Annotated in this window: 13 protein-coding genes; 12 read left to right on the top strand and 1 reads right to left on the bottom strand. The window is 67.4% G+C overall.

The window, feature by feature from the left end; all coding sequences use genetic code 11:
* Positions 1-109 precede the first annotated feature (109 nt).
* Positions 110-541 (top strand): 50S ribosomal protein L11, encoded by a 432-nt coding sequence (gene rplK / locus AHIS1636_RS09740; protein ID WP_264795631.1) that lies wholly within the window; start codon positions 110-112, stop codon positions 539-541.
* Between the two features lie 127 nt (positions 542-668).
* On the top strand, positions 669-1,376 hold the full coding sequence (rplA, locus tag AHIS1636_RS09735; RefSeq protein ID WP_264795630.1) for a 50S ribosomal protein L1: 708 nt from the start codon (positions 669-671) through the stop codon (positions 1,374-1,376).
* A 149-nt stretch (positions 1,377-1,525) separates the two neighbouring features.
* On the opposite strand, the gene AHIS1636_RS09730 is transcribed toward rplA, so the two are convergent.
* Positions 1,526-2,941 carry an MFS transporter gene (locus AHIS1636_RS09730; protein WP_264795629.1) on the bottom strand — a complete coding sequence of 472 codons (1,416 nt, stop codon included), beginning with the start codon at positions 2,939-2,941 and terminating at the stop codon, positions 1,526-1,528.
* A 188-nt stretch (positions 2,942-3,129) separates the two neighbouring features.
* Here AHIS1636_RS09730 and AHIS1636_RS09725 point away from each other — a divergent pair, with 188 nt between their 5' ends.
* The 10 genes from AHIS1636_RS09725 (at position 3,130) to rplJ (ending at position 18,750) form a co-directional block, all read left to right on the top strand.
* Positions 3,130-5,040 carry a glycoside hydrolase family 15 protein gene (locus AHIS1636_RS09725; RefSeq protein ID WP_264795628.1) on the top strand — a complete coding sequence of 637 codons (1,911 nt, stop codon included), beginning with the start codon at positions 3,130-3,132 and terminating at the stop codon, positions 5,038-5,040.
* A gap of 376 nt (positions 5,041-5,416) precedes the next feature.
* Entirely contained in the window at positions 5,417-6,760 is a 1,344-nt protein-coding gene (locus AHIS1636_RS09720) for an extracellular catalytic domain type 1 short-chain-length polyhydroxyalkanoate depolymerase (RefSeq protein ID WP_264795627.1), read from the top strand.
* Between the two features lie 9 nt (positions 6,761-6,769).
* Positions 6,770-7,876: a GNAT family N-acetyltransferase gene (locus AHIS1636_RS09715; protein WP_264795626.1), complete on the top strand. Its 1,107-nt coding sequence runs from the start codon at positions 6,770-6,772 to the stop codon at positions 7,874-7,876.
* Between the two features lie 91 nt (positions 7,877-7,967).
* Positions 7,968-9,671, top strand: a complete 1,704-nt coding sequence (locus AHIS1636_RS09710; protein WP_264795625.1) for a glycoside hydrolase family 10-like protein — start codon at positions 7,968-7,970, stop codon at positions 9,669-9,671.
* A gap of 96 nt (positions 9,672-9,767) precedes the next feature.
* Complete coding sequence (locus AHIS1636_RS09705) at positions 9,768-13,487, top strand: nitrate reductase subunit alpha (RefSeq protein WP_264795624.1); 3,720 nt, start codon at positions 9,768-9,770, stop codon at positions 13,485-13,487.
* Positions 13,487-15,274 carry a nitrate reductase subunit beta gene (gene narH / locus AHIS1636_RS09700; RefSeq protein ID WP_264795623.1) on the top strand — a complete coding sequence of 596 codons (1,788 nt, stop codon included), beginning with the start codon at positions 13,487-13,489 and terminating at the stop codon, positions 15,272-15,274. Before AHIS1636_RS09705 ends, narH begins: the two co-directional genes overlap by 1 nt.
* Positions 15,274-15,894: a nitrate reductase molybdenum cofactor assembly chaperone gene (gene narJ / locus AHIS1636_RS09695; RefSeq protein WP_264795622.1), complete on the top strand. Its 621-nt coding sequence runs from the start codon at positions 15,274-15,276 to the stop codon at positions 15,892-15,894. The genes narH and narJ overlap by 1 nt, the downstream gene beginning before the upstream one ends.
* Positions 15,894-16,643, top strand: coding sequence for a respiratory nitrate reductase subunit gamma (gene narI / locus AHIS1636_RS09690; protein WP_264795621.1), 750 nt, complete (start codon positions 15,894-15,896; stop codon positions 16,641-16,643). The genes narJ and narI overlap by 1 nt, the downstream gene beginning before the upstream one ends.
* 12 nt (positions 16,644-16,655) lie before the next feature.
* Positions 16,656-17,858, top strand: a complete 1,203-nt coding sequence (locus tag AHIS1636_RS09685; protein ID WP_264795620.1) for an MFS transporter — start codon at positions 16,656-16,658, stop codon at positions 17,856-17,858.
* Between the two features lie 316 nt (positions 17,859-18,174).
* Positions 18,175-18,750, top strand: a complete 576-nt coding sequence (rplJ, locus tag AHIS1636_RS09680; RefSeq protein ID WP_262105827.1) for a 50S ribosomal protein L10 — start codon at positions 18,175-18,177, stop codon at positions 18,748-18,750.
* Positions 18,751-18,782 lie beyond the last annotated feature (32 nt).

The following is an 18,782-nucleotide window of genomic DNA, read 5'->3' as shown; positions in this document are numbered from 1 at the left end:
AGGCCGGCCCGCTTTACCCGTCCTGCGCGGCCGGCCGCCTCGCCAGGGTGGCCAACCACCGCCGGCACGCTCCTGTGCCTCCGGTACGCAAAGAAGAGAAGGACCCGATATGGCCCCCAAGAAAAAGGTCACCGGCCTCATCAAGCTGCAGATCCAGGCAGGCGCCGCCAACCCGGCCCCGCCGATCGGTCCTGCACTTGGCCAGCACGGTGTGAACATCATGGAGTTCTGCAAGGCGTACAACGCCGCCACGGAATCCCAGCGCGGCAACGTGATCCCCGTTGAAATCACGGTCTACGAAGACCGCTCTTTCACCTTCATCACGAAGACCCCGCCGGCCGCCGAGCTGATCAAGAAGGCTGCAGGCGTGCAGAAGGGCTCCGCCACTCCGCACACCGTCAAGGTCGCGAAGCTGACCCAGGCCCAGGTCGAGGAAATCGCTTCCTCGAAGATGGAAGACCTGAACGCCAACGATATCCAGGCCGCGGCCAAGATCATCGCCGGCACCGCCCGCTCGATGGGCATCACCGTAGAGGGCTAAGTCCCCGGCGGTAACAAGACAATACAAAGAACGACGGCGGAACCTTCCGCATGACCCGCGGGTCGCCGTCGTTGTGGCAGGGCCGGGCGCGGTCCGCAGACCACAACTGCATAAGGAGAAAAAGCAGATGGCAAAGCGCAGCAAAGCATATGAGGCAGCTGTAGCCAAGATCGAGGCGGGCAAGCAGTACGCCCCGCTCGAGGCGATCACCCTGGCGAAGGAATCCAACCCTTCCAAGTTCGATGCCACCGTTGAGGTCGCATTCCGCCTGAGCGTTGACCCGCGCAAGGCCGACCAGATGGTCCGCGGCACGGTCAACCTCCCGCACGGCACCGGCAAGACCGCCCGCGTGCTGGTCTTCGCCACCGGCGACAAGGCTGAAGCAGCCATCGCCGCGGGCGCCGACTTCGTGGGTTCGGATGACCTGATTGAGCGGATCCAGGGCGGCTGGACCGACTTCGACGCCGCGGTCGCGACCCCGGAACTGATGGGCAAGGTCGGCCGGCTGGGCAAGGTCCTCGGCCCGCGTAACCTGATGCCGAACCCGAAGACCGGAACGGTCACCCCGGACGTGGCGAAGGCTGTCAATGACATCAAGGGCGGCAAGATCGACTTCCGCGTCGACAAGCACGCCAACCTGCACTTCATCATCGGCAAGGTGTCCTTCGACGCCGAGAAGCTGGCCGAGAACTACGCCGCTGCTCTGGAAGAGGTGCTTCGCCTGAAGCCGTCCGCTTCCAAGGGCCGCTACATCTCGAAGGCCACGGTGTCCACCACCTTCGGCCCCGGCATCTCCGTCGACCCGAACGTGACCAAGGTCGTCACCGCGGCGTAACGCAGCACTGCCGCACAAAGGCACCCGCAGCCATTTCAGGCTGCGGGTGCCTTTCTGCGTGTCGGGGCGGAAGCTGCCTGCAGGGCCGGCACGTAGGGACAGTGCTGCCGGCCGCGCGAGGGAGCGGGTCCGCCGGCCGCGTACGGATCTCAGGCGGACCGGGGCTGGTCCGCCGCCGAGGTTACCGGCGTCTTGCCGCGGGGGAGGAACAGGGAAACGATGAGTCCGATGATCCCGGCGACCGCCAGCGCGGCCATGGCGGCGGCGTATCCGCCGTGGCTGAGGCCCGCAACGAGGATGGTCCCGGCAATCGCTGTGCCCAGTGAGGACCCGAGGTTGGACACGCTGCGGGACAGGCCCGATATTTCGCCCTGCTGCTCTTCGCTGAAACTGGACTGGACGATGTTGACCGATGGGGTCAGCATGACCCCGATTCCGAACCCGATCAGGAAAAGGCCCGGCGCCAGCGCCCAGGGGGTCGACGAGTCGCCCACCATGGCAAGCAGGAGCGCAATGCCGCCCGCCGTGAACGCGAAGCCCAGGATGACCAGGGTCCGCTGCGCCCGCCGCTTCGCGAAGCGTTCGGCTCCGAACGAGGACAGCAGCAGTCCTGCCGTTGCCGCCGTGAAGATCACGCCGGTCTCGATGGCGTTGTAGCCGCGCACCACCTGCAGGTAGGCGGCAACCGTGAACGACGTCCCCATCAGCACCAGCCACTGGATGTTCTGGGTGACGAGCCCGAGGTTGGAGGTGCGGTTGCGGAACAGGCTCGTCGAGAGCAGCGGCTCCTTCCCGGCACGCTCCTTGGCACGGATCGAGAGGAAGAACCACAGCAGCACGAGGGCGCCGGCGACGAGCAGGGAAACCATCAGCCACGTGCTGTTGTCCGCGGCCAGGATGCCCATGACCACGAGGATGAGGCCAACGGCCGATAGGACCGCGCCGCCCTTGTCGAAGATGCTCGTCGGGTCCGGCGGCAAGGGGTCTTCGATGTGGCGGCTCAGGAGGATGATCAGGACAATGATCAGCGCCTGGAAGACGAAGGCTGCCCGCCAGCTGATCGCGGAGGTGATGAGGCCGCCGATCAGCGGGCCGGCAGCAGCGCCCACGCCTCCCATCGCGCTGATCGCTCCGAACGCCCGTGCACGCGAGGCGGTGTTGGTGAAGAGCAGGGTGGTGAGGATGTACACCGGCGGGATCAGGAGCGCGGTACCGATTCCCTCGAGGATCGAGTTGCCGAGGATCAGGATGCCCAGCCCCGGGGCGACAGCGCTGATCAAGGCCCCGACCCCGTAGACCGCGAGGCCGACCAGCAGGCAGCGCTTCCGTCCGTAACGGTCGGTCAGCTTCCCCCCGGGAATCATCAGCGCGGCCATGACGAGCAGGAAGATCGTGATGGCCGTCTGGATGCCCTGCACGGTCGTGTCGAGGTCCTCGCTCATGTCATTGATCATGACGTTCATGTTGGAGCCGGCGAAGCTGCAGATGAACTGGGCCAGGGCAAGCGGAACCAGCACCTTGCGCAGGGCGCTCGACGGGCGTTGCGAAACACTGCTCCCGCTCATACGGCACCCGCCTTCCGCGGAACTGGTACGTCGCCCACACGGCGCTGCACCTTGAGTGTGCCCGCAGCCGCGGGCGCGTGACATCACCCGCTGCGGGTGATTCGCCGCCGCCGGGGCGGCCCGATACTGAGGGTGCGAATCCTGCCGTCCGATGGCAGGTGCCGTCCAGGCGCAGCGAAAGGACCCCGATGACTGGCTACCCGCTCATCTCTGACCATGGCCTCATCGGAGACCTCCAGACCTCGGCACTCGTGACCACGGACGGATCCATCGACTGGTTCTGTGCGCCGCGGTTCGACTCCCCGAGCATCTTCGGGGCGCTGCTCGACCACGGGCACGGAGGCCATCTTCGGACGCGTCCCACGGCGGAGGTTTTTGCGAGCAAGCAACTGTACTTTCCCGATACGGCGGTCCTGGTCACGCGCTTCATGAGCGAAGCAGGCGTCGGTGAGCTGATTGATTTCATGCCCGTAACCGGCGCCGTCGCCTCGGACAGGCACCGGCTGATCCGGATGGTCCGTTGCGTCCGGGGGGAGATGGGCTTCGCCATCGACGTCGCGCCTCGTTTCGACTACGCCCGCGAGCAGCATACGACGCACCTGACCGCGGACGGCGCGGTTTTCGAAGGCCCCCGGACGTCGATGACCATGCACGTCGTCCGCGAGCCGGAGGACGAGCGCCTCGCGCAGGCACGTGCGGACGGGAACGGCGACGTGCACGCGGAGCTCAGCCTGGGGGCCGGCCAGACCCGCGGCCTGGTCCTCGAGACGGGTACGGCAGGTCCGATCCGGCAGGTACGGGTGTCCGAGGTGCTGCATCTGTTCGACGAAACCGTGGCCTTCTGGAAGCACTGGCTTGGGCTCTCGACGTACTCGGGCCGCTGGCGCGAGACAATCAACCGCTCCGCGATCACGCTCAAGCTGATGACCTACGCCCCGAGCGGCGGCCTGGTGGCGGCCCCCACCGCGGGGCTTCCCGAGCAGATCGGCGGGGAACGGAACTGGGACTACCGCTACACCTGGGTGCGCGATGCTTCCTTCTCGGTCTACTCCCTGCTCGGCCTCGGATACACGGAGGAAGCCGCCGCGCTGGGCCGCTGGCTGAAGGACCGGGTCGAGGAACAGGAAGCCGGCAGCGGCAGCGGGCCGCTGAACATCATGTACCGGGTCGACGGCTCCAGCGACCTCGCGGAGGAAGTCATCGAGCATTGGGAGGGCTACAAGGGATCGAGCCCCGTCCGCATCGGCAACGGAGCGGCCGGGCAACTGCAGCTCGACATCTACGGAGAAGCCATCGACAGCATCTACTTTGCCGACCAGCACGGGCTCGTCATGGGGCATCAAGGATGGCTGAAGATGTGCGCCCTGCTGGACTGGGTCAGCGCGGAATGGGACCAGCCCGAGGAGGGCATCTGGGAGACCCGGGGAGGCCGGCAGGACTTCACCTACGGCAGGCTGATGAACTGGGTGGCGTTGGATCGGGGCATCCGCCTCGCCACAAGCCACGGACGTCCTGCCCCTCTGGACCGCTGGCGTGCCGAACGGGACGCCATCTACAACCAGATCATGGAGCGGGGATGGAGCCCGGCCCGCAAGGCATTCCGGCAGCACTATGGCACCGATGTCCTGGATGCGTCGCTGCTGCGGATGAGCGCGGTCGGATTCATCACCCCGACGGACCCGATGTGGCTCTCCACCTTGCAGGCGATGGACGGCGAGCTGGTGAGCGACAGCCTGGTCTACCGGTACGATCCCGAAGCTTCGCCCGACGGCCTCCGCGGCTCCGAGGGCACGTTCTCCCTGTGTACCTTCGCCTATGTCGACTCGCTGGCCAGGGCCGGCCAGCTCGACAAGGCGCGCGTCACGTTCGAAAAGATGCTGACGTACGCCAACCATCTCGGGCTGTATTCGGAGGAAATCGCGCTCACCGGCGAACAGATCGGCAACTTCCCGCAGGCCTTCACACATCTGGCACTGATTGACGCGGCGATCACGCTCAACCGCCAGCTCGATGCGAAGCCCTCCACTGCGGGGAGTCCGGCCCCGGCCATACCTGCCCCGCAGCCAGCAGCCCAGGAGGCGCGGGCCGCCGAAGCCTGACCGGGACCCAAGGGCGTCGTCCCGGACCATCCCCGGGAACCGCGCTGCCGGGACGCCGTACCCTGCAGCGCTGCAGTACCGCTCTGCACAATTGGTCATTGTCGGCCCCTCGCGGGCTTCCTAGTCTTGGGTGGCAACAATGGCGTTGAGCGGAGGACTTGGAATGCATGTTAAACCTTTGACCCGATTCCTGGCGGCGGGGGCCGCCGCTGTTGGCCTTGCAGCGGCTTTGGCTGTGGGAGCTCCACCAGCAGGGGCTTCCGCCGGTGCGCTGGCCTGTCCTCCCGGCTTTGAGTCGTTGCCCGGCTGCAGCGCCGAAACCAGCAGCGCCGGTGCGGCTTCAACGGGTTCCTGGGCAACGGAATCCATTGCGGGGATGAACGTAAAGCTCTACGTTCCGGCAACCGCCCCGGCCCTGGCGGGCAAACGCGCGCTGATGATCAACCTGCACGGCTGCGTCCAGACAGCCTCGACCCTGGCCAGCGCGGGCAACTGGCAGGCCGTCGCGGATGCCTACGGCATGGTGGTTGCTGCGCCCGACGCTCCCAACGGCGGCGTCCTGCTCGGCTGCTGGGACTACTACGATGCCAACCACAGCCGGAGCAATCCGTCGCGGCACGATGACAATCTCCTGCAGCTGGCGCAGAGCCTGCTGGCGCGCGCGGACCTCAACCTGGACAAGGACCAGCTCTACATCTCCGGCCTCTCATCCGGCGGTGGGGAAACCATGGTCATGGGCTGCCTGGCTCCGGACGTTTTCGCCGGCGTGGGGATCAATGCCGGTCCCACCGTCGGAACCACCTCGGGACAGATCGGCTCCGTCGCCGTCTCCAAGTCCCAAGGAGTCCAGACCTGCCGCAACTTTGCCGGCAGCACCGGAGCCGCCTTCCAGACCCAAGTGGCCAGCGTCATCTACGGCAGCAACGACACCACCGTGGCTCCGGGCTACAACGTGCTGAACGCCGGCGTCATGGCCGAGATCTACGGAGCGGGGACCACGGGCCAATTCAGCCTCTCCGGGCTGGCCGGCAACAACACCACTGGCTCCGGGACGCTCTACTCGGACGCCGAGGGACCGCGGGTTTCGCTGATCCAGAACACCGGCATGGGGCACAACTGGCCCGCGGGCGGCGGGCCCGGCGGCAGCTATGTCACCACGAACAGCATCAACTACCCGGCCTACATCACGGACTTCTTTTTCGAGAACAACCGCCGGGTGGCGGGCGGTGAACCGGTTGAGGACACACAGGACCCGACGGTGCAGCTGCTCAACCCGCAGGAGGGTGCCGAGGTGTCCGGAACGGTCCAGCTCGAAGCGGCCGCGGCAGATGACAACGGCGTGGACCGGGTCGAATTCCGCGCGGGAGGGCAATTGCTCGGCACCGACCCGGCCGCACCGTACAGTTGGAGCTGGGACACTGGCGGGCAGTCCAACGGGGCGGTGACGGTTACTGCCACCGCCGTGGACCGGGCCGGGAGGAGTGCCGTCGCGGCGGCCAACGTCGTCGTTGACAATGACCCGGACGCCCTCTATTGCGGCAGTACCTCCAATGCCGAACATAAGGCCAGGGGACGGGCGGTCAGCTACGGCACGAACCCCTACAACCCCTACTACGCGGCCGGTTCCCAAGGCTACATGGGCCAAGGGGACAGCACGGTCACCACGCTGAGGGAGACGGCGCCCGGATACTTCGTTGTTGCCTCCGGCTGCGCGGGGTAGTCTGCATCGATGAAGCAGGGTTCCATCAGCATCGCCGCGCTGGCGGTTCCGGACTCGCTGGAGTCCGCCGGCGCGGCGGACTTCGTTGCTTCCGCGCAGCTGGCCAACCTGGTCAACGGCCTGGCGTGGGGCAACAATGACTTCTGGGCGAGCCCCGCCACCCGCCTGGAGTCCTCGCGGCCGAGCGGCTACGCCGTGTCGCGGCTCTGGGCGGCGCAGGACCGCGGCCGGCATGTCGGACGCGCACTGCTGGAGCTTCCGCTGGCGGACAACCTGGAGAACGCCTTCGTCCACGTGATGGTCCATCCCGAGTACCGGCACCGCGGCATTGGAACCAGGCTGCTCCGGATGGCCGAACAGGAGGCCGCGGCCGCGGGGCGGCAGGTCCTGATGAGCTGGGCCAAGCAAGCAGGCCTGCCGGCGGAGCCATCCGCGGCGGCAGTGCTGCCGCGCTCGGGCCCGGATGCGCTGCCGGCCGAGTCTGCGTCGGCCCGCTTCGCCCTGGCCTCCGGCTTCGTACTGGAACAGGTCGAGCGGATTTCGGCCTTGGCATTGCCGCCCGACGCCGCGCGGACCGAAGCGCTGCTGGCCGCGGCCCAGGAGCGGGCGGGGGCGGACTACGGCCTCATCGTGTGGGAGGACAGCTGCCCGCCGGAATTCGTCGGCCAATACGCCCGGCTGCGCCAGCGCATGAGCACCGACATCCCGCAGGGCCTGCTGGAATACGGGGAAGAGCGCTGGGACGCCGACCGGGTGCGCCACCATGAAGCGGAAGCGCGGGCCAAGGGCGCCCGCACGCTGGTGGCCGCGGCGTTGCACCGCCCGACCGGCGAACTCGCGGGCCACACCGTGCTGGAGCATTACCGCGAACAGCCCGAGGTGGTCTTCCAGGACGACACGCTGGTCCTCGGCTCCCACCGCGGCCACCGCCTCGGCATGCTCGTGAAGGCTGCCAACCTGCAGCGGGCCGCCGCCATCTGGCCGGAGGCCCGCCGGCTGCTGACCTGGAATGCCTCCGAGAACGGGCACATGCTGGCCATCAACCTGGAGCTCGGCTTCGTGCCGGTGGGCCATGAGGCCGCCTGGCAGAAGAGGCTGGCGGGACCCGCTGCCTGAGCGCCCCAACCGTTATCCAGCTGTTCTTTAGGGGCAGCCGATCCGGGCGTAACGTGGATACAGCGGTACCTTCCACGTTGGGGAGCGGGTCATGGCCGGAAGGGAAAACCAAACAAGCCAGAGAGGGCAAACAGAACTGCCGTTCTCGCGGCGCCAGTTCACCGCAGCCGCGGCAGTGGCAGTGCTCGGCGCCGCAGGGCTCCTGGGCGGGCGGCTCTCCCGGGCCGTCACGGAGGCCGGACCGGACGGCCCGCTCGAGCTGAGCCTGGCTGCCGCCGTCATCAACCGCGTCTACCGGATCACCGCACGTGAAGCGCCGCGCGTCACGGACATGCCCAAGCATGAGTTCCGCGGTTTCTGGCTCTCCACGGTCGTGAACATCGACTGGCCGTCCCGCGCCGGCCTCACCGCGGCGGCGCAGCAGACCGAACTCCGCGGCTGGCTGGACCTCGCCCGCAGCCTGAACCTCAACGCGGTAATGCTGCAGGTCCGCCCGTCCGGCGACGTCTTCTGGCCCTCGACCGCCGGCGAGCCCTGGTCCCGCTACCTGACCGGAACGCAGGGCCGGAACCCGGGCTACGATCCGCTCGGCTACGCCATCAGCCAGGCCCACGCCCGCAACCTGCACCTGCACGCGTGGTTCAATCCGTTCCGGGCCTCCATGACCGCCAGCCTGTCCGACCTGGTCGCTTCCCACCCCGCGCGGAAGAACCCCAGCTGGACCTTCGCGTACGGCGGCCGGCGCTATTACAACCCGGGACTTCCCGCGGTGCGCAGCTTCATCATCAAGGTCATCGCGGAGGTCGTCGCCAAGTACGACGTCGACGGCATCCATTTGGACGATTACTTCTATCCGTATCCGGTTGCCGGGCAGACCATTGCGGACAGCGCCGCCTACAACGCCTACAAGCTCCCGGGGGAGAGCCTCGCGGACTTCCGCCGCCGCAGCGTCAACCTCTTCGTCCGGGACCTGAGCACGCGCATCTTCGCGACGAAACCGCGGATGCTTTTCGGCATCAGCCCCTTCGGCATCTGGCGGAACAGCTCCACCGACAGCCGCGGCTCGGCCACGTCCGGCTTCCAAAGCTACGACGGGATTTTCGCCGACTCGCGGAACTGGGTGAAGCAGGGCTGGCTGGACTACGTCGTTCCCCAGCTCTACTGGCACCAGGGCAATCCCGCCGCGGACTACAACACGCTGGTCCAGTGGTGGTCCGCGCAGGTCGCGGGCACCAACTGCAAGCTCTACATCGGCGAGGCCGCCTACAAGGTCGGCGACCCGGCCCAGGGCGCGGACTGGCAGGATGCCCGGGAGCTCTACGACCACACCGCCAAATGCCGGGCGACGCCGAGGGTGGCCGGACAGGTCTACTTCTCCGCCAAGTCCGTGCGCGCCAACGCACTGGGCAGCATGACGCTGGTCAAGAACAAGTTCTACCGCCGGGTCGCGATGACCCCGGTCATGTCGCACCTCGGTGCCCAGCGTCCCTACGCCCCCGTGATCAGCAGCGCGACATGGAATGGAACCGGCGTCGAACTGGTCTGGCGCGGAGCCACCACCGGAACGCTCCCGCGGCACTACGCCATCTACCGCTGGGAGGCCGGCGCCAATTCCACCGCGTACATCCCCTCCCAGGCCGGCGCCCTGCGCCGCGTCCATTTCAGGCGCGGCAACCCGGAGAGATTCGTAGACACAGGAGTGGCGCGCGGACACACCTACTGGTACGTCGTCGTCGCCCTCAGCGACCTGATGGTGGAGTCCGCGGCCGCGTCGGCCATTTTCATCCGCGCCTGACGCCCGGTTAACAGCGCGGGCGGCGCCGGGCCAAATTCCGGAGGCCCTATACCAATTTCTCTGGCCATCCGCCAATTCGTTTCGTAGGGTGAAGCCATGGCAGCCGGACCCATCAAACCTGGAACCGACGGCAGCGCTTCGGACGCGATGCTGGCCCTCGGACGGTTTTTCACCCGCTGGGACGAGAGCGACGACGGCCGCGCGGTGTACCGGGAGGGCGGGCGGAGGGGCGATGTCTTCTACCGCGACCGCTGGAGCCACGACAAGGTCGTCCGCTCCACCCACGGCGTGAACTGCACCGGCTCGTGCTCGTGGAAGGTGTACGTCAAGGACGGCATCATCACCTGGGAATCCCAGCAGACCGACTATCCGTCCGTCGGCAACGACCGGCCGGAGTATGAGCCGCGCGGCTGTCCCCGCGGTGCGGCCTTCTCCTGGTACACCTATTCGCCCACGCGCGTGCGCTACCCGTATGCCCGCGGCGTGCTGCTGGAGCTGTACCGCGAGGCCAAGGCCCGGCTGAAGGACCCGGTGCTGGCGTGGGCGGACGTCGTCGGCGACCCGGTGCGCCGGAAGAAGTACCAGCAGGCCCGCGGCAAGGGCGGCCTGGTCCGGGTGAGCTGGCAGGAAGCCATCGAGATGGCGGCCGCGGCCCACGTGCACACGATCAGGACCTACGGACCCGACCGCTGCGCCGGCTTCTCGCCGATCCCCGCGATGTCCATGGTCTCGCACTGCGTCGGCACGCGCTTCATCCAGCTCATCGGGGGCGTGATGACCAGCTTCTACGACTGGTACGCGGACCTGCCGGTCGCCAGCCCGCAGGTCTTCGGTGACCAGACGGACGTCCCCGAGTCGGGGGACTGGTGGGACTCGACCTACCTGATGATGTGGGGCTCCAACGTCCCGGTCACCCGGACGCCGGACGCGCACTGGATGGCCGAGGTCCGCTACCGGGGGACCAAGGTCGTCACGGTCAGCCCGGACTACGCGGACAACACCAAGTTCGCGGACGACTGGCTCCCGGCGCAGGCCGGCACGGATGCAGCGCTCGCGATGGCGATGGGGCACGTGGTACTCAAGGAATTCTTCGTTGAGCGCCAGGTGCCCTTCTTCTTGGACTACGTCAAGCAGTACACCGACCTGCCGTTCCTGGTGACCCTGACACCGTCCCCGGACGGCTCCTCCCTGGTCCCGGGCAAGTTCCTGACCTCGGCGGACCTGCCTGACCTGGACGGCGGCGAGGACGCGGAGTGGAAGACCGTACTGCTGGACGAGGTGACGGACCGGCCGGTGGTCCCCAACGGGTCCATGGGTTTCCGCTACAGCGAGTCCGGCCGGGGCAAATGGAACCTGGAACTTGGCGACGTCAAACCCCGGCTGAGCCTCTACGAGGCGGGCGGCGAGACCGCGGAGATCAAGCTGCCGTGCTTCGAAGCGCCGGACGGGGCCGGCTCCGTGCTGCGGCGCGGCGTGCCCGTGCGCCGCGTCGGCAGCCAGCTCGTGACCACGGTCTTCGACCTGATGCTGGCCCAGTACGGCGTCGGGCGCGCCGGGCTGCCGGGGGAGTGGGCGGAGGATTACGACGACGGTGCCACGCCTTATACGCCGGCGTGGCAGGAGGCGATCACTTCCGTCCCCGCGAAGAAGTGCATCAAGATCGCGCGCGAGTTCGCGCGGAACGCGGAGCAGTCCGGCGGCCGCTCGATGATCATCATGGGCGCCGGAATCTGCCAGTGGTTCCACGGTGACGCGACCTACCGTTCCATCCTGTCACTGCTGCTGCTGACCGGATCGATGGGCCGCAACGGGGGCGGCTGGGCGCACTACGTCGGGCAGGAAAAAACGCGCCCGATCACCGGTTGGGTGTCGCTGGCGAACGCCCTGGACTGGTCGCGCCCGCCGAGGACCATGACGGGCACATCGTACTGGTATATGCACACCGGGCAGTGGCGCAATGACGGCTACTCGGCCGACTCGCTCAATTCGCCGCTGGCGGAGGGGCACCTGAAGGGCAAGCACACGGCTGACGCGATCGCCCAGTCCGCGCGGCTGGGCTGGATGCCGTTCTATCCCCAGTTCGACCGGAACCCGCTGGACCTCGCGGACGAGGCGGAAAGAGCCGTGGGTGCCGGCCTGGCAGGCAGCGCGGCCGGCTACGTGGCCGACAGGCTCCGGGACCGCACCCTGAATCCCGCGATCGAGGATGTGGACGCACCGCAAAACTGGCCTCGGACACTGGTGCTCTGGCGGTCCAACCTGATGGGATCGTCCGCCAAGGGCAACGAGTACTTCCTGAAGAACCTGCTGGGCACGCACCACAACGTCATGGGCAATGAGGCCGAGGCCTCGATGGCCCGGCCCCGGGAGGTTGCGTGGCATGAGGAGACGCCGGAAGGCAAGCTGGACCTGCTGATGTCGGCCGACTTCAGGATGACGTCGACGACGCTGCTCTCCGACATCGTCTTCCCCGCCGCCACCTGGTACGAGAAGCACGACCTGTCCTCCACCGACATGCATCCGTTCGTGCACGCGTTCACTCCCGCCATCGACCCGCCGTGGGAGACCAAGTCGGACTTCGAGATGTTCCACGAGCTGGCGGCGGAATTCTCCCGGCAGGCGGCCACCCACCTCGGGGTCCGCAAAGACCTGGTCAGCGTGCCGCTGCAGCATGACACCGCCGGCCAGGTCGCCCAGCCCGGCGGCGTGGTCCGCGACTGGCGGGACGGAACCACCCCCGCCGTGCCGGGCAAGACGATGCCGGTGTTCACCGTCGTCGAACGCGACTACACGGCGATCGCGGACAAACTGTCCGCGGTCGGACCGCTGGCAGACAAGCTCGGCTTCACCGTCAAGAACGTGAACTACAAGCTGGACCACGCCCTAGGCTGGCTGGCCAGGAAGAACGGCGTGATGCTCGGCGGCGCGGCGGACGGGCGGCCGGCCATCGAGACGGACGCCAAGCTCGCGGAAGCCATCCTGACCTTCTCCGGAACCACAAACGGCGAGCTGGCCGTCCACGGCTTCCGGGAACTTGAGAAGCAGACCGGCCGCGAACTGGTGGACCTCGCGCTGGGGTCGGAAGAAAAGCACATCACCTTCGCGGACACCCAGTCCGCGCCGGTGCCGGTGATCACCTCCCCGGAATGGTCGGGCTCGGAAACCGGCGGCCGGCGCTACGCACCTTTCACCACGAACATCGAGCGGCTCAAGCCGTTCCACACGCTCACCGGCCGGATGCACTTCTTCCTCGACCATGACTGGCTCCGTGATGTGGGCGAGGCCCTGCCGATCTACCGGCCGCCGCTGGACATGCACCGCCTCTTCGGCGAACCGCGGCTCGGCGCGGACGGATCCCGCGAGGTCACGGTCAGGTACCTCACGCCGCACAACAAGTGGTCGATCCATTCCGAGTACCAGGACAACCTGTTCATGCTCTCGCTGTCCCGCGGCGGTCCGACCTGCTGGATCAGCACCGGGGACGCCGCGTCCATCGGGGTGTCGGACAACGACTGGGTCGAGTGCGTCAACGCCAACGGCGTCTACGTCTGCCGCGCAATCGTCAGCCACCGCATCCCCGAGGGCGTGGTCTTCGTCCACCATGCTCAGGAACGGACCATCGACGTGCCCAAGTCCGAGGCCACGGGCCGCCGCGGCGGCATCCACAACTCCAACACCCGCCTGCTGGTCAAGCCCACGCACCTCATCGGCGGCTACGCCCAGCTGGCGTACGCGTTCAACTACCTTGGCCCCACCGGAAACCAGCGGGACATGGTCACGACAATCCGCAGGCGCTCGCAGGAGGTCACGTACTGATGAAGGTCATGGCTCAGGTCGGCATGGTGATGAACCTCGACAAATGCATCGGGTGCCATACCTGCTCGGTCACGTGCAAGCAGGCGTGGACCAACCGGGCCGGCACGGAATACGTCTGGTTCAATAACGTCGAAACGCGGCCTGGCCAGGGATACCCGCGCCGCTACGAGGACCAGGAACGGTGGCGCGGCGGGTGGGAACTGAACCGCCGCGGACGCCTCAAGCTCAAGGGGGGCGGCCGGCTGAAGAAACTTTTGGGCATCTTCGCCAGCCCGGTCCAGCCGGAGCTGGAGGACTACTACGAGCCCTGGACCTATGACTACGAAACGCTGACGGATGCCCCGCTGGGGGACGACTTTCCGGTAGCACGGCCCAAGTCGCTGATCACCGGCAAGGACACGAAGGTCGAGTGGTCCGCCAACTGGGACGACAACCTGGGCGGGGCCGCCGAAATGGGCCACCTGGATCCCGTCGTCGAAAGGATCCGCAAGGAGTCCGAGGAGCGGATCAAGTTCGAGTTCGAGCAGACGTTCATGTTCTACCTGCCCCGGATCTGCGAGCACTGCCTGAATCCGTCGTGCATGGCTTCCTGCCCCTCCGGCGCGATCTACAAGCGGGCGGAAGACGGCATCGTCCTGGTGGACCAGGACCGCTGCCGCGGCTGGCGGCAGTGCGTGACCGGGTGCCCCTACAAGAAGATCTACTTCAACCACAAGACCGGCAAGGCCGAAAAATGCACGTTCTGCTACCCGCGCATCGAGGTGGGCATCCCGACCGTCTGCTCGGAAACCTGCGTGGGCCGGCTGCGCTACATCGGCATCTTCCTCTACGACGCGGACCGGGTCACCGCCGCCGCGTCGATCGAGGACGAGAAGCTGCTGTACCAGGCCCAGCTGGACCTCATGCTGGATCCCAATGATCCCGAGGTGGTCGCCGCGGCCCGCGGGGAAGGCATCCCGGAAGACTGGCTGGATGCCGCCCGGCGCTCGCCGGTCTACAACCTGGCCAAGGTCTACAAGGTGGCGCTGCCCCTGCATCCGGAATACCGGACGATGCCGATGGTCTGGTACGTGCCGCCGCTGTCCCCGGTGGTCGACCTGCTCAGCGAACAGGGCCACGACGCCGAGGACGCTGGCAACCTGTTCGGGGCGATCGAGTCGCTCCGCATTCCGGTCGAGTACCTCGCCGAGCTCTTCACCGCCGGGGACACCGGAATCGTGACCGGTGTGCTCCGCAAGCTCGCCGCCATGCGTTCCTTCATGCGCGGAATCAGCCTGGGCAATGACCCGGACGATTCCATCCCGGAAGCGGTCGGGATGGAATCCGAGGCCATGTACGAGATGTACCGGCTGATGGCGATTGCCAAGTACAACGAACGCTACGTGATCCCGAAGGCGCACGTTGAGCAGGCCCACAACCTCGAGGAGATGGGCTGCTCGCTGGACTTTGACGAGGGGCCGGGCATGTATCCGTCCGAGCCGTTCGGAGAAGCCAGCGGCAGGCCCACGCCCGTGGCCGTGGAGAACTTCTACGCCCTGAAGCAGCGGCAGACTTCGGGCGGGCAGGCCGAACCCGGAGAGCTGCGCGGGCGGGTCAACCTGCTCAATTGGGACGGCCGCGGCGTTCCGCGCGGGCTGTTCCCGGAGTCGCAGGACACTCCGCAGATGGCGCCGGACTCCCCGGCCCACGGGGGCGGAACGGCGGGCCCGGGTCCGGACTACGGGCCGCCGGTGGCCGAGGGACCGGACGGAAGCCCCGCGGAGGGCCGGCAGGGCCGGGAGCCGTGATGCGGCAGCAGCGGGTGACCTACCAAGCGGCCTCCTGGTGCCTGGGCTATCCGGACGGGGAACTGCTGGCCCGCGTCCCCCTGATCCAGGCGGCGTTGGCGGAATCCGGCGGACTCGGCAGCGCCTTCGCGGACGTGCTGGACGGCCTGGCCTCCACGCCGCTGGCCGAAGTCCAGGCCAGCTACGTCCAGGAGTTCGACCTCAGCAAGCGGCACGCCCTGCACCTGTCCTACTGGACCGACGGCGACACCCGGCGCCGCGGCGAAGTCCTGGCCCGCTTCAAGCGGGTCTACCGGGACAGCGGGATGCTGGTCAACACCCGGGGCGAGCTGCCCGACTACCTGCCCATGGTCTTGGAGTTTGCCGCCACGGTGGACTTTGAGGCCGGGCGGAAGCTGCTGATCCAGTACCGCGCGAGCCTGGAAATGCTACGCCTCGCGCTAGTCGACGACGGCCTGCCCCACGCGGGCATCCTGCGGGCTGTCTGCGGCACGCTGCCGGGGGCTTCGCCGGCGGACCGGCAGGAAGTGATGAAGATGGCCGGCCTGGGCCCGCCGGCCGAAAGCGTGGGCCTGGAGCCCTATGATCCCCGATTGCTTCCGATGCAGGGAAGGCACTGATGGACATTCTGCTCTGGGGCGTCCTGCCCTACGTCATGGCCGCGATCCTGGTCGGCGGCAGCATCTGGCGCTACAAGTACGACCAGTTCGGCTGGACCACCCGCTCTTCGCAGCTGTACGAGTCCAGGCTGCTGCGCATCGGCTCGCCGGTCTTCCACTTCGGCCTCCTGGCCGTGATCGCCGGCCACTTCTTCGGCCTGGTCATCCCGAAGTCCTGGACCGAAGCCGTCGGCATGAGCCAGGACTTCTACCACTTCAACGCGCTGTTCGTCGGCGGGATAGCCGGGGTCTGCACGTTGGGGGGCATCATCATCCTGGTCTACCGCAGGCGCCGGACCGGGCCGGTCTTCATGGCGACGACGAAGAACGACAAGCTGATGTACGTCGTTTTGGTCGCGGCCATCGTCTTCGGCCTCTGGACCACGCTGGCGAGCGTCTTCCTGGGCGGCCACGGGCACAACTACCGCGAGACCGTGGCGCCGTGGTTCCGGTCCCTCTTCATTTTCCAGCCGGACATCGCCGCCATGGCCAGCGCGCCGCTGTCCTTCCACCTGCACACGCTGATCGGCATGCTGCTGTTCATGATCTGGCCGTTCACCCGGCTGGTGCATGCCTTCACGGCCCCCTTGCACTACCTGTTCCGGCCGTACATCATCTACCGCAGCCGGGACGTGCGCCGCGGCCCCGGGAGCCGCGAACAGCATCCCGGCTGGCAACCCGTCGGAACGCGGGACCGGCAACGGAAGTAGGGAGACGCCGCGATGGAACCTCGCACCCCCGGGCAGGCCGGGAACCTGGCGCTGGCCACGACCGCCTCGGTCACGGCGTTCTGGGCCTGGACGATTATTGCGCCGCTGAGCGCCCGCTACACCGACATACTGGACCTGAACCCGACGCAGACCTCGGTGCTGGTCGCCATGCCGGTATTCGTGGGATCGCTCGGCCGCATTGTCGCGGGCGCCCTGACGGACCGGTTCGGCGGACGGAAGATGTTCACGGCCGTGCTGCTGGCCGCGGCGCCCGCCGTCCTGCTGGTAGCCATGGCGGGCATGATGGAGTCCTACGTGCTCTTGGTGGCCTGCGCCTTCCTGCTCGGCGTGGCCGGAACCGTCTTCGCGGTGGGCATTCCTTTTGTCAGCCCCTGGTACCACCCGTCCAGGCGGGGCTTCGCAACGGGCGTCTTCGGCGCGGGCATGGGCGGCACTGCGCTCTCGGCCTTCCTGACGCCGCGGCTCGTCGGCTGGATCGGCTACCTGCCCACGCACCTGCTGGTGGCGGCGCTGCTGGTGGGCGTCGCCGCCCTCGTCTGGTTCCGGATGCGGGAGGCACCGGACTGGCAGCCCAACCGGAATCCGGTGGTGCCCAAGCTCGTGGCGGCGGCCAAGCTCAGGGTGACCTGGGAGATGTGCTTCCTCTACGCCATCGTCTTCGGCGGCTTCGTCTCCTTCAGCAACTACCTCCCGACCTACCTGCGCGACATCTACGCGATGGATCCCACCGGGGCCGGCACCCGCACCGCAGGCTTCGCCCTCGCCGCGGTCATCGCACGGCCCATCGGCGGCGTCATTGCGGACAAAATCGGGTCCAAGCCCGTCGTCCTGTTGTCCCTCGCCGCGGTCGCCGTCCTCGCCTTCGTGGTCAACCTCCGGCCGGACGGCGAGATCCCGGCCGGCCTGACCTTCCTCGCCATGGCCGGCGCCCTCGGCCTCGGCACCGGCGGTGTCTTCGCCTGGGTAGGCACGAGTTCGCCGCCGGAGCGGGTCGGCGCAGTTACCGGAATCGTCAGCGCGGCCGGGGGACTGGGCGGCTACTTCCCGCCGCTGATTATGGGGGCCACGTACGATGCCGAGGAGAACAGCTATGCCATCGGCTTGCTGCTGCTCGTCGGCACGGCGCTGGTCGCCTTCGCCTACACGCTGATCTTCCTGAAGGGCGACCGGCGCAAGGTGCCGGTATCCCGCTGATGCCGCGGCCCAAGGTCCCAGGCGCAGCACCCCGGCGGCGGGCCGGCTTCGCGCCGTCGCGAGGCGGACGACGTCGTCAATTTGGTGAGCGGGGGACGCATCCCGTAAGCTTGAGGCACCAAAGACCGCCGGTCGTTGATTTCCCTTGGAAATGAACCGAAAGTCCCATGCATTGGGACGGCCTGCGCAGGTGAACGAAGCAATCCTCCATGCCGGACCTGGCTCCGCATGTCGAGGCGAAGCCCCGTGCATCTGCCCGGGGCGTTTTTTATGCGTGCGGCCCGATCCACCGGCACTATTCCCCGGAAGGAGGGTTATGGCAACGCCAAACAAGGTGGAAGCAGTTGCGGAAATCACCACTGATTTCAAGGAATCCAACGCTGCAGTCCTAACCGAATACCGCGGGCTTACTGTTGCACAGCTCAAGGAGCTGCGTGTTTCTCTCGGCCAGGACACCAAGTTCTCCGTCGTCAAGAACACCCTGACTGGCATTGCAGCCAAGGAAGCCGGCATCGACGCGTTCGAAGGCCAGCTTGCCGGACCTACTGCTATCGCCTTCATCAAGGGTGACGCTGTTGCAGCCGCCAAGTCCCTGACGGATTTCGCAAAGTCCAACCCGCAGCTCGTCATCAAGACCGGATTCTTCGAGGGCAAGTCCCTGGACGCTTCCGCTGTTGCAGCGCTGGCCGCTCTCGAGTCCCGCGAGTTCCAGCTGGCCCGCGTGGCCGGTGTGCTCAAGGCCCCGATGTCCGCACTGGCACGCACCGTCGACGCTCTGCGCATCAAGCTGGAGGAGAACGGGGGCGCGGCCGCAGCCGAGGCTCCCGCCGAAGAAGCTCCCGCTGCAGAGGCAACCGAGGCTCCGGCCGAGGCTGCCGCAGAAGAGAACTGATTCTCTTCCCAACCACAACTCTTGGTGCCAGG

The organism is Arthrobacter mangrovi, assembly GCF_026011795.1.
In the GTDB taxonomy this organism is placed as follows: domain Bacteria; phylum Actinomycetota; class Actinomycetes; order Actinomycetales; family Micrococcaceae; genus Crystallibacter; species Crystallibacter mangrovi.
Note: the sequence above shows the minus strand (reverse complement) of the source record. Positions and strands in the feature narration are given on the sequence as shown.

Bases quoted from the DNA above. Each gene is read 5' to 3' on its own strand.
- rplK (WP_264795631.1), top strand. From the start codon at position 110: ATGGCCCCCAAGAAAAAGGTCACCGGCCTCATCAAGCTGCAGATCCAG.
- rplA (WP_264795630.1), top strand. From the start codon at position 669: ATGGCAAAGCGCAGCAAAGCATATGAGGCAGCTGTAGCCAAGATCGAG.
- AHIS1636_RS09730 (WP_264795629.1), bottom strand. From the start codon at position 2,941: ATGAGCGGGAGCAGTGTTTCGCAACGCCCGTCGAGCGCCCTGCGCAAG.
- AHIS1636_RS09725 (WP_264795628.1), top strand. From the start codon at position 3,130: ATGACTGGCTACCCGCTCATCTCTGACCATGGCCTCATCGGAGACCTC.
- AHIS1636_RS09720 (WP_264795627.1), top strand. From the start codon at position 5,417: ATGAACGTAAAGCTCTACGTTCCGGCAACCGCCCCGGCCCTGGCGGGC.
- AHIS1636_RS09715 (WP_264795626.1), top strand. From the start codon at position 6,770: ATGAAGCAGGGTTCCATCAGCATCGCCGCGCTGGCGGTTCCGGACTCG.
- AHIS1636_RS09710 (WP_264795625.1), top strand. From the start codon at position 7,968: ATGGCCGGAAGGGAAAACCAAACAAGCCAGAGAGGGCAAACAGAACTG.
- AHIS1636_RS09705 (WP_264795624.1), top strand. From the start codon at position 9,768: ATGGCAGCCGGACCCATCAAACCTGGAACCGACGGCAGCGCTTCGGAC.
- narH (WP_264795623.1), top strand. From the start codon at position 13,487: ATGAAGGTCATGGCTCAGGTCGGCATGGTGATGAACCTCGACAAATGC.
- narJ (WP_264795622.1), top strand. From the start codon at position 15,274: ATGCGGCAGCAGCGGGTGACCTACCAAGCGGCCTCCTGGTGCCTGGGC.
- narI (WP_264795621.1), top strand. From the start codon at position 15,894: ATGGACATTCTGCTCTGGGGCGTCCTGCCCTACGTCATGGCCGCGATC.
- AHIS1636_RS09685 (WP_264795620.1), top strand. From the start codon at position 16,656: ATGGAACCTCGCACCCCCGGGCAGGCCGGGAACCTGGCGCTGGCCACG.
- rplJ (WP_262105827.1), top strand. From the start codon at position 18,175: ATGGCAACGCCAAACAAGGTGGAAGCAGTTGCGGAAATCACCACTGAT.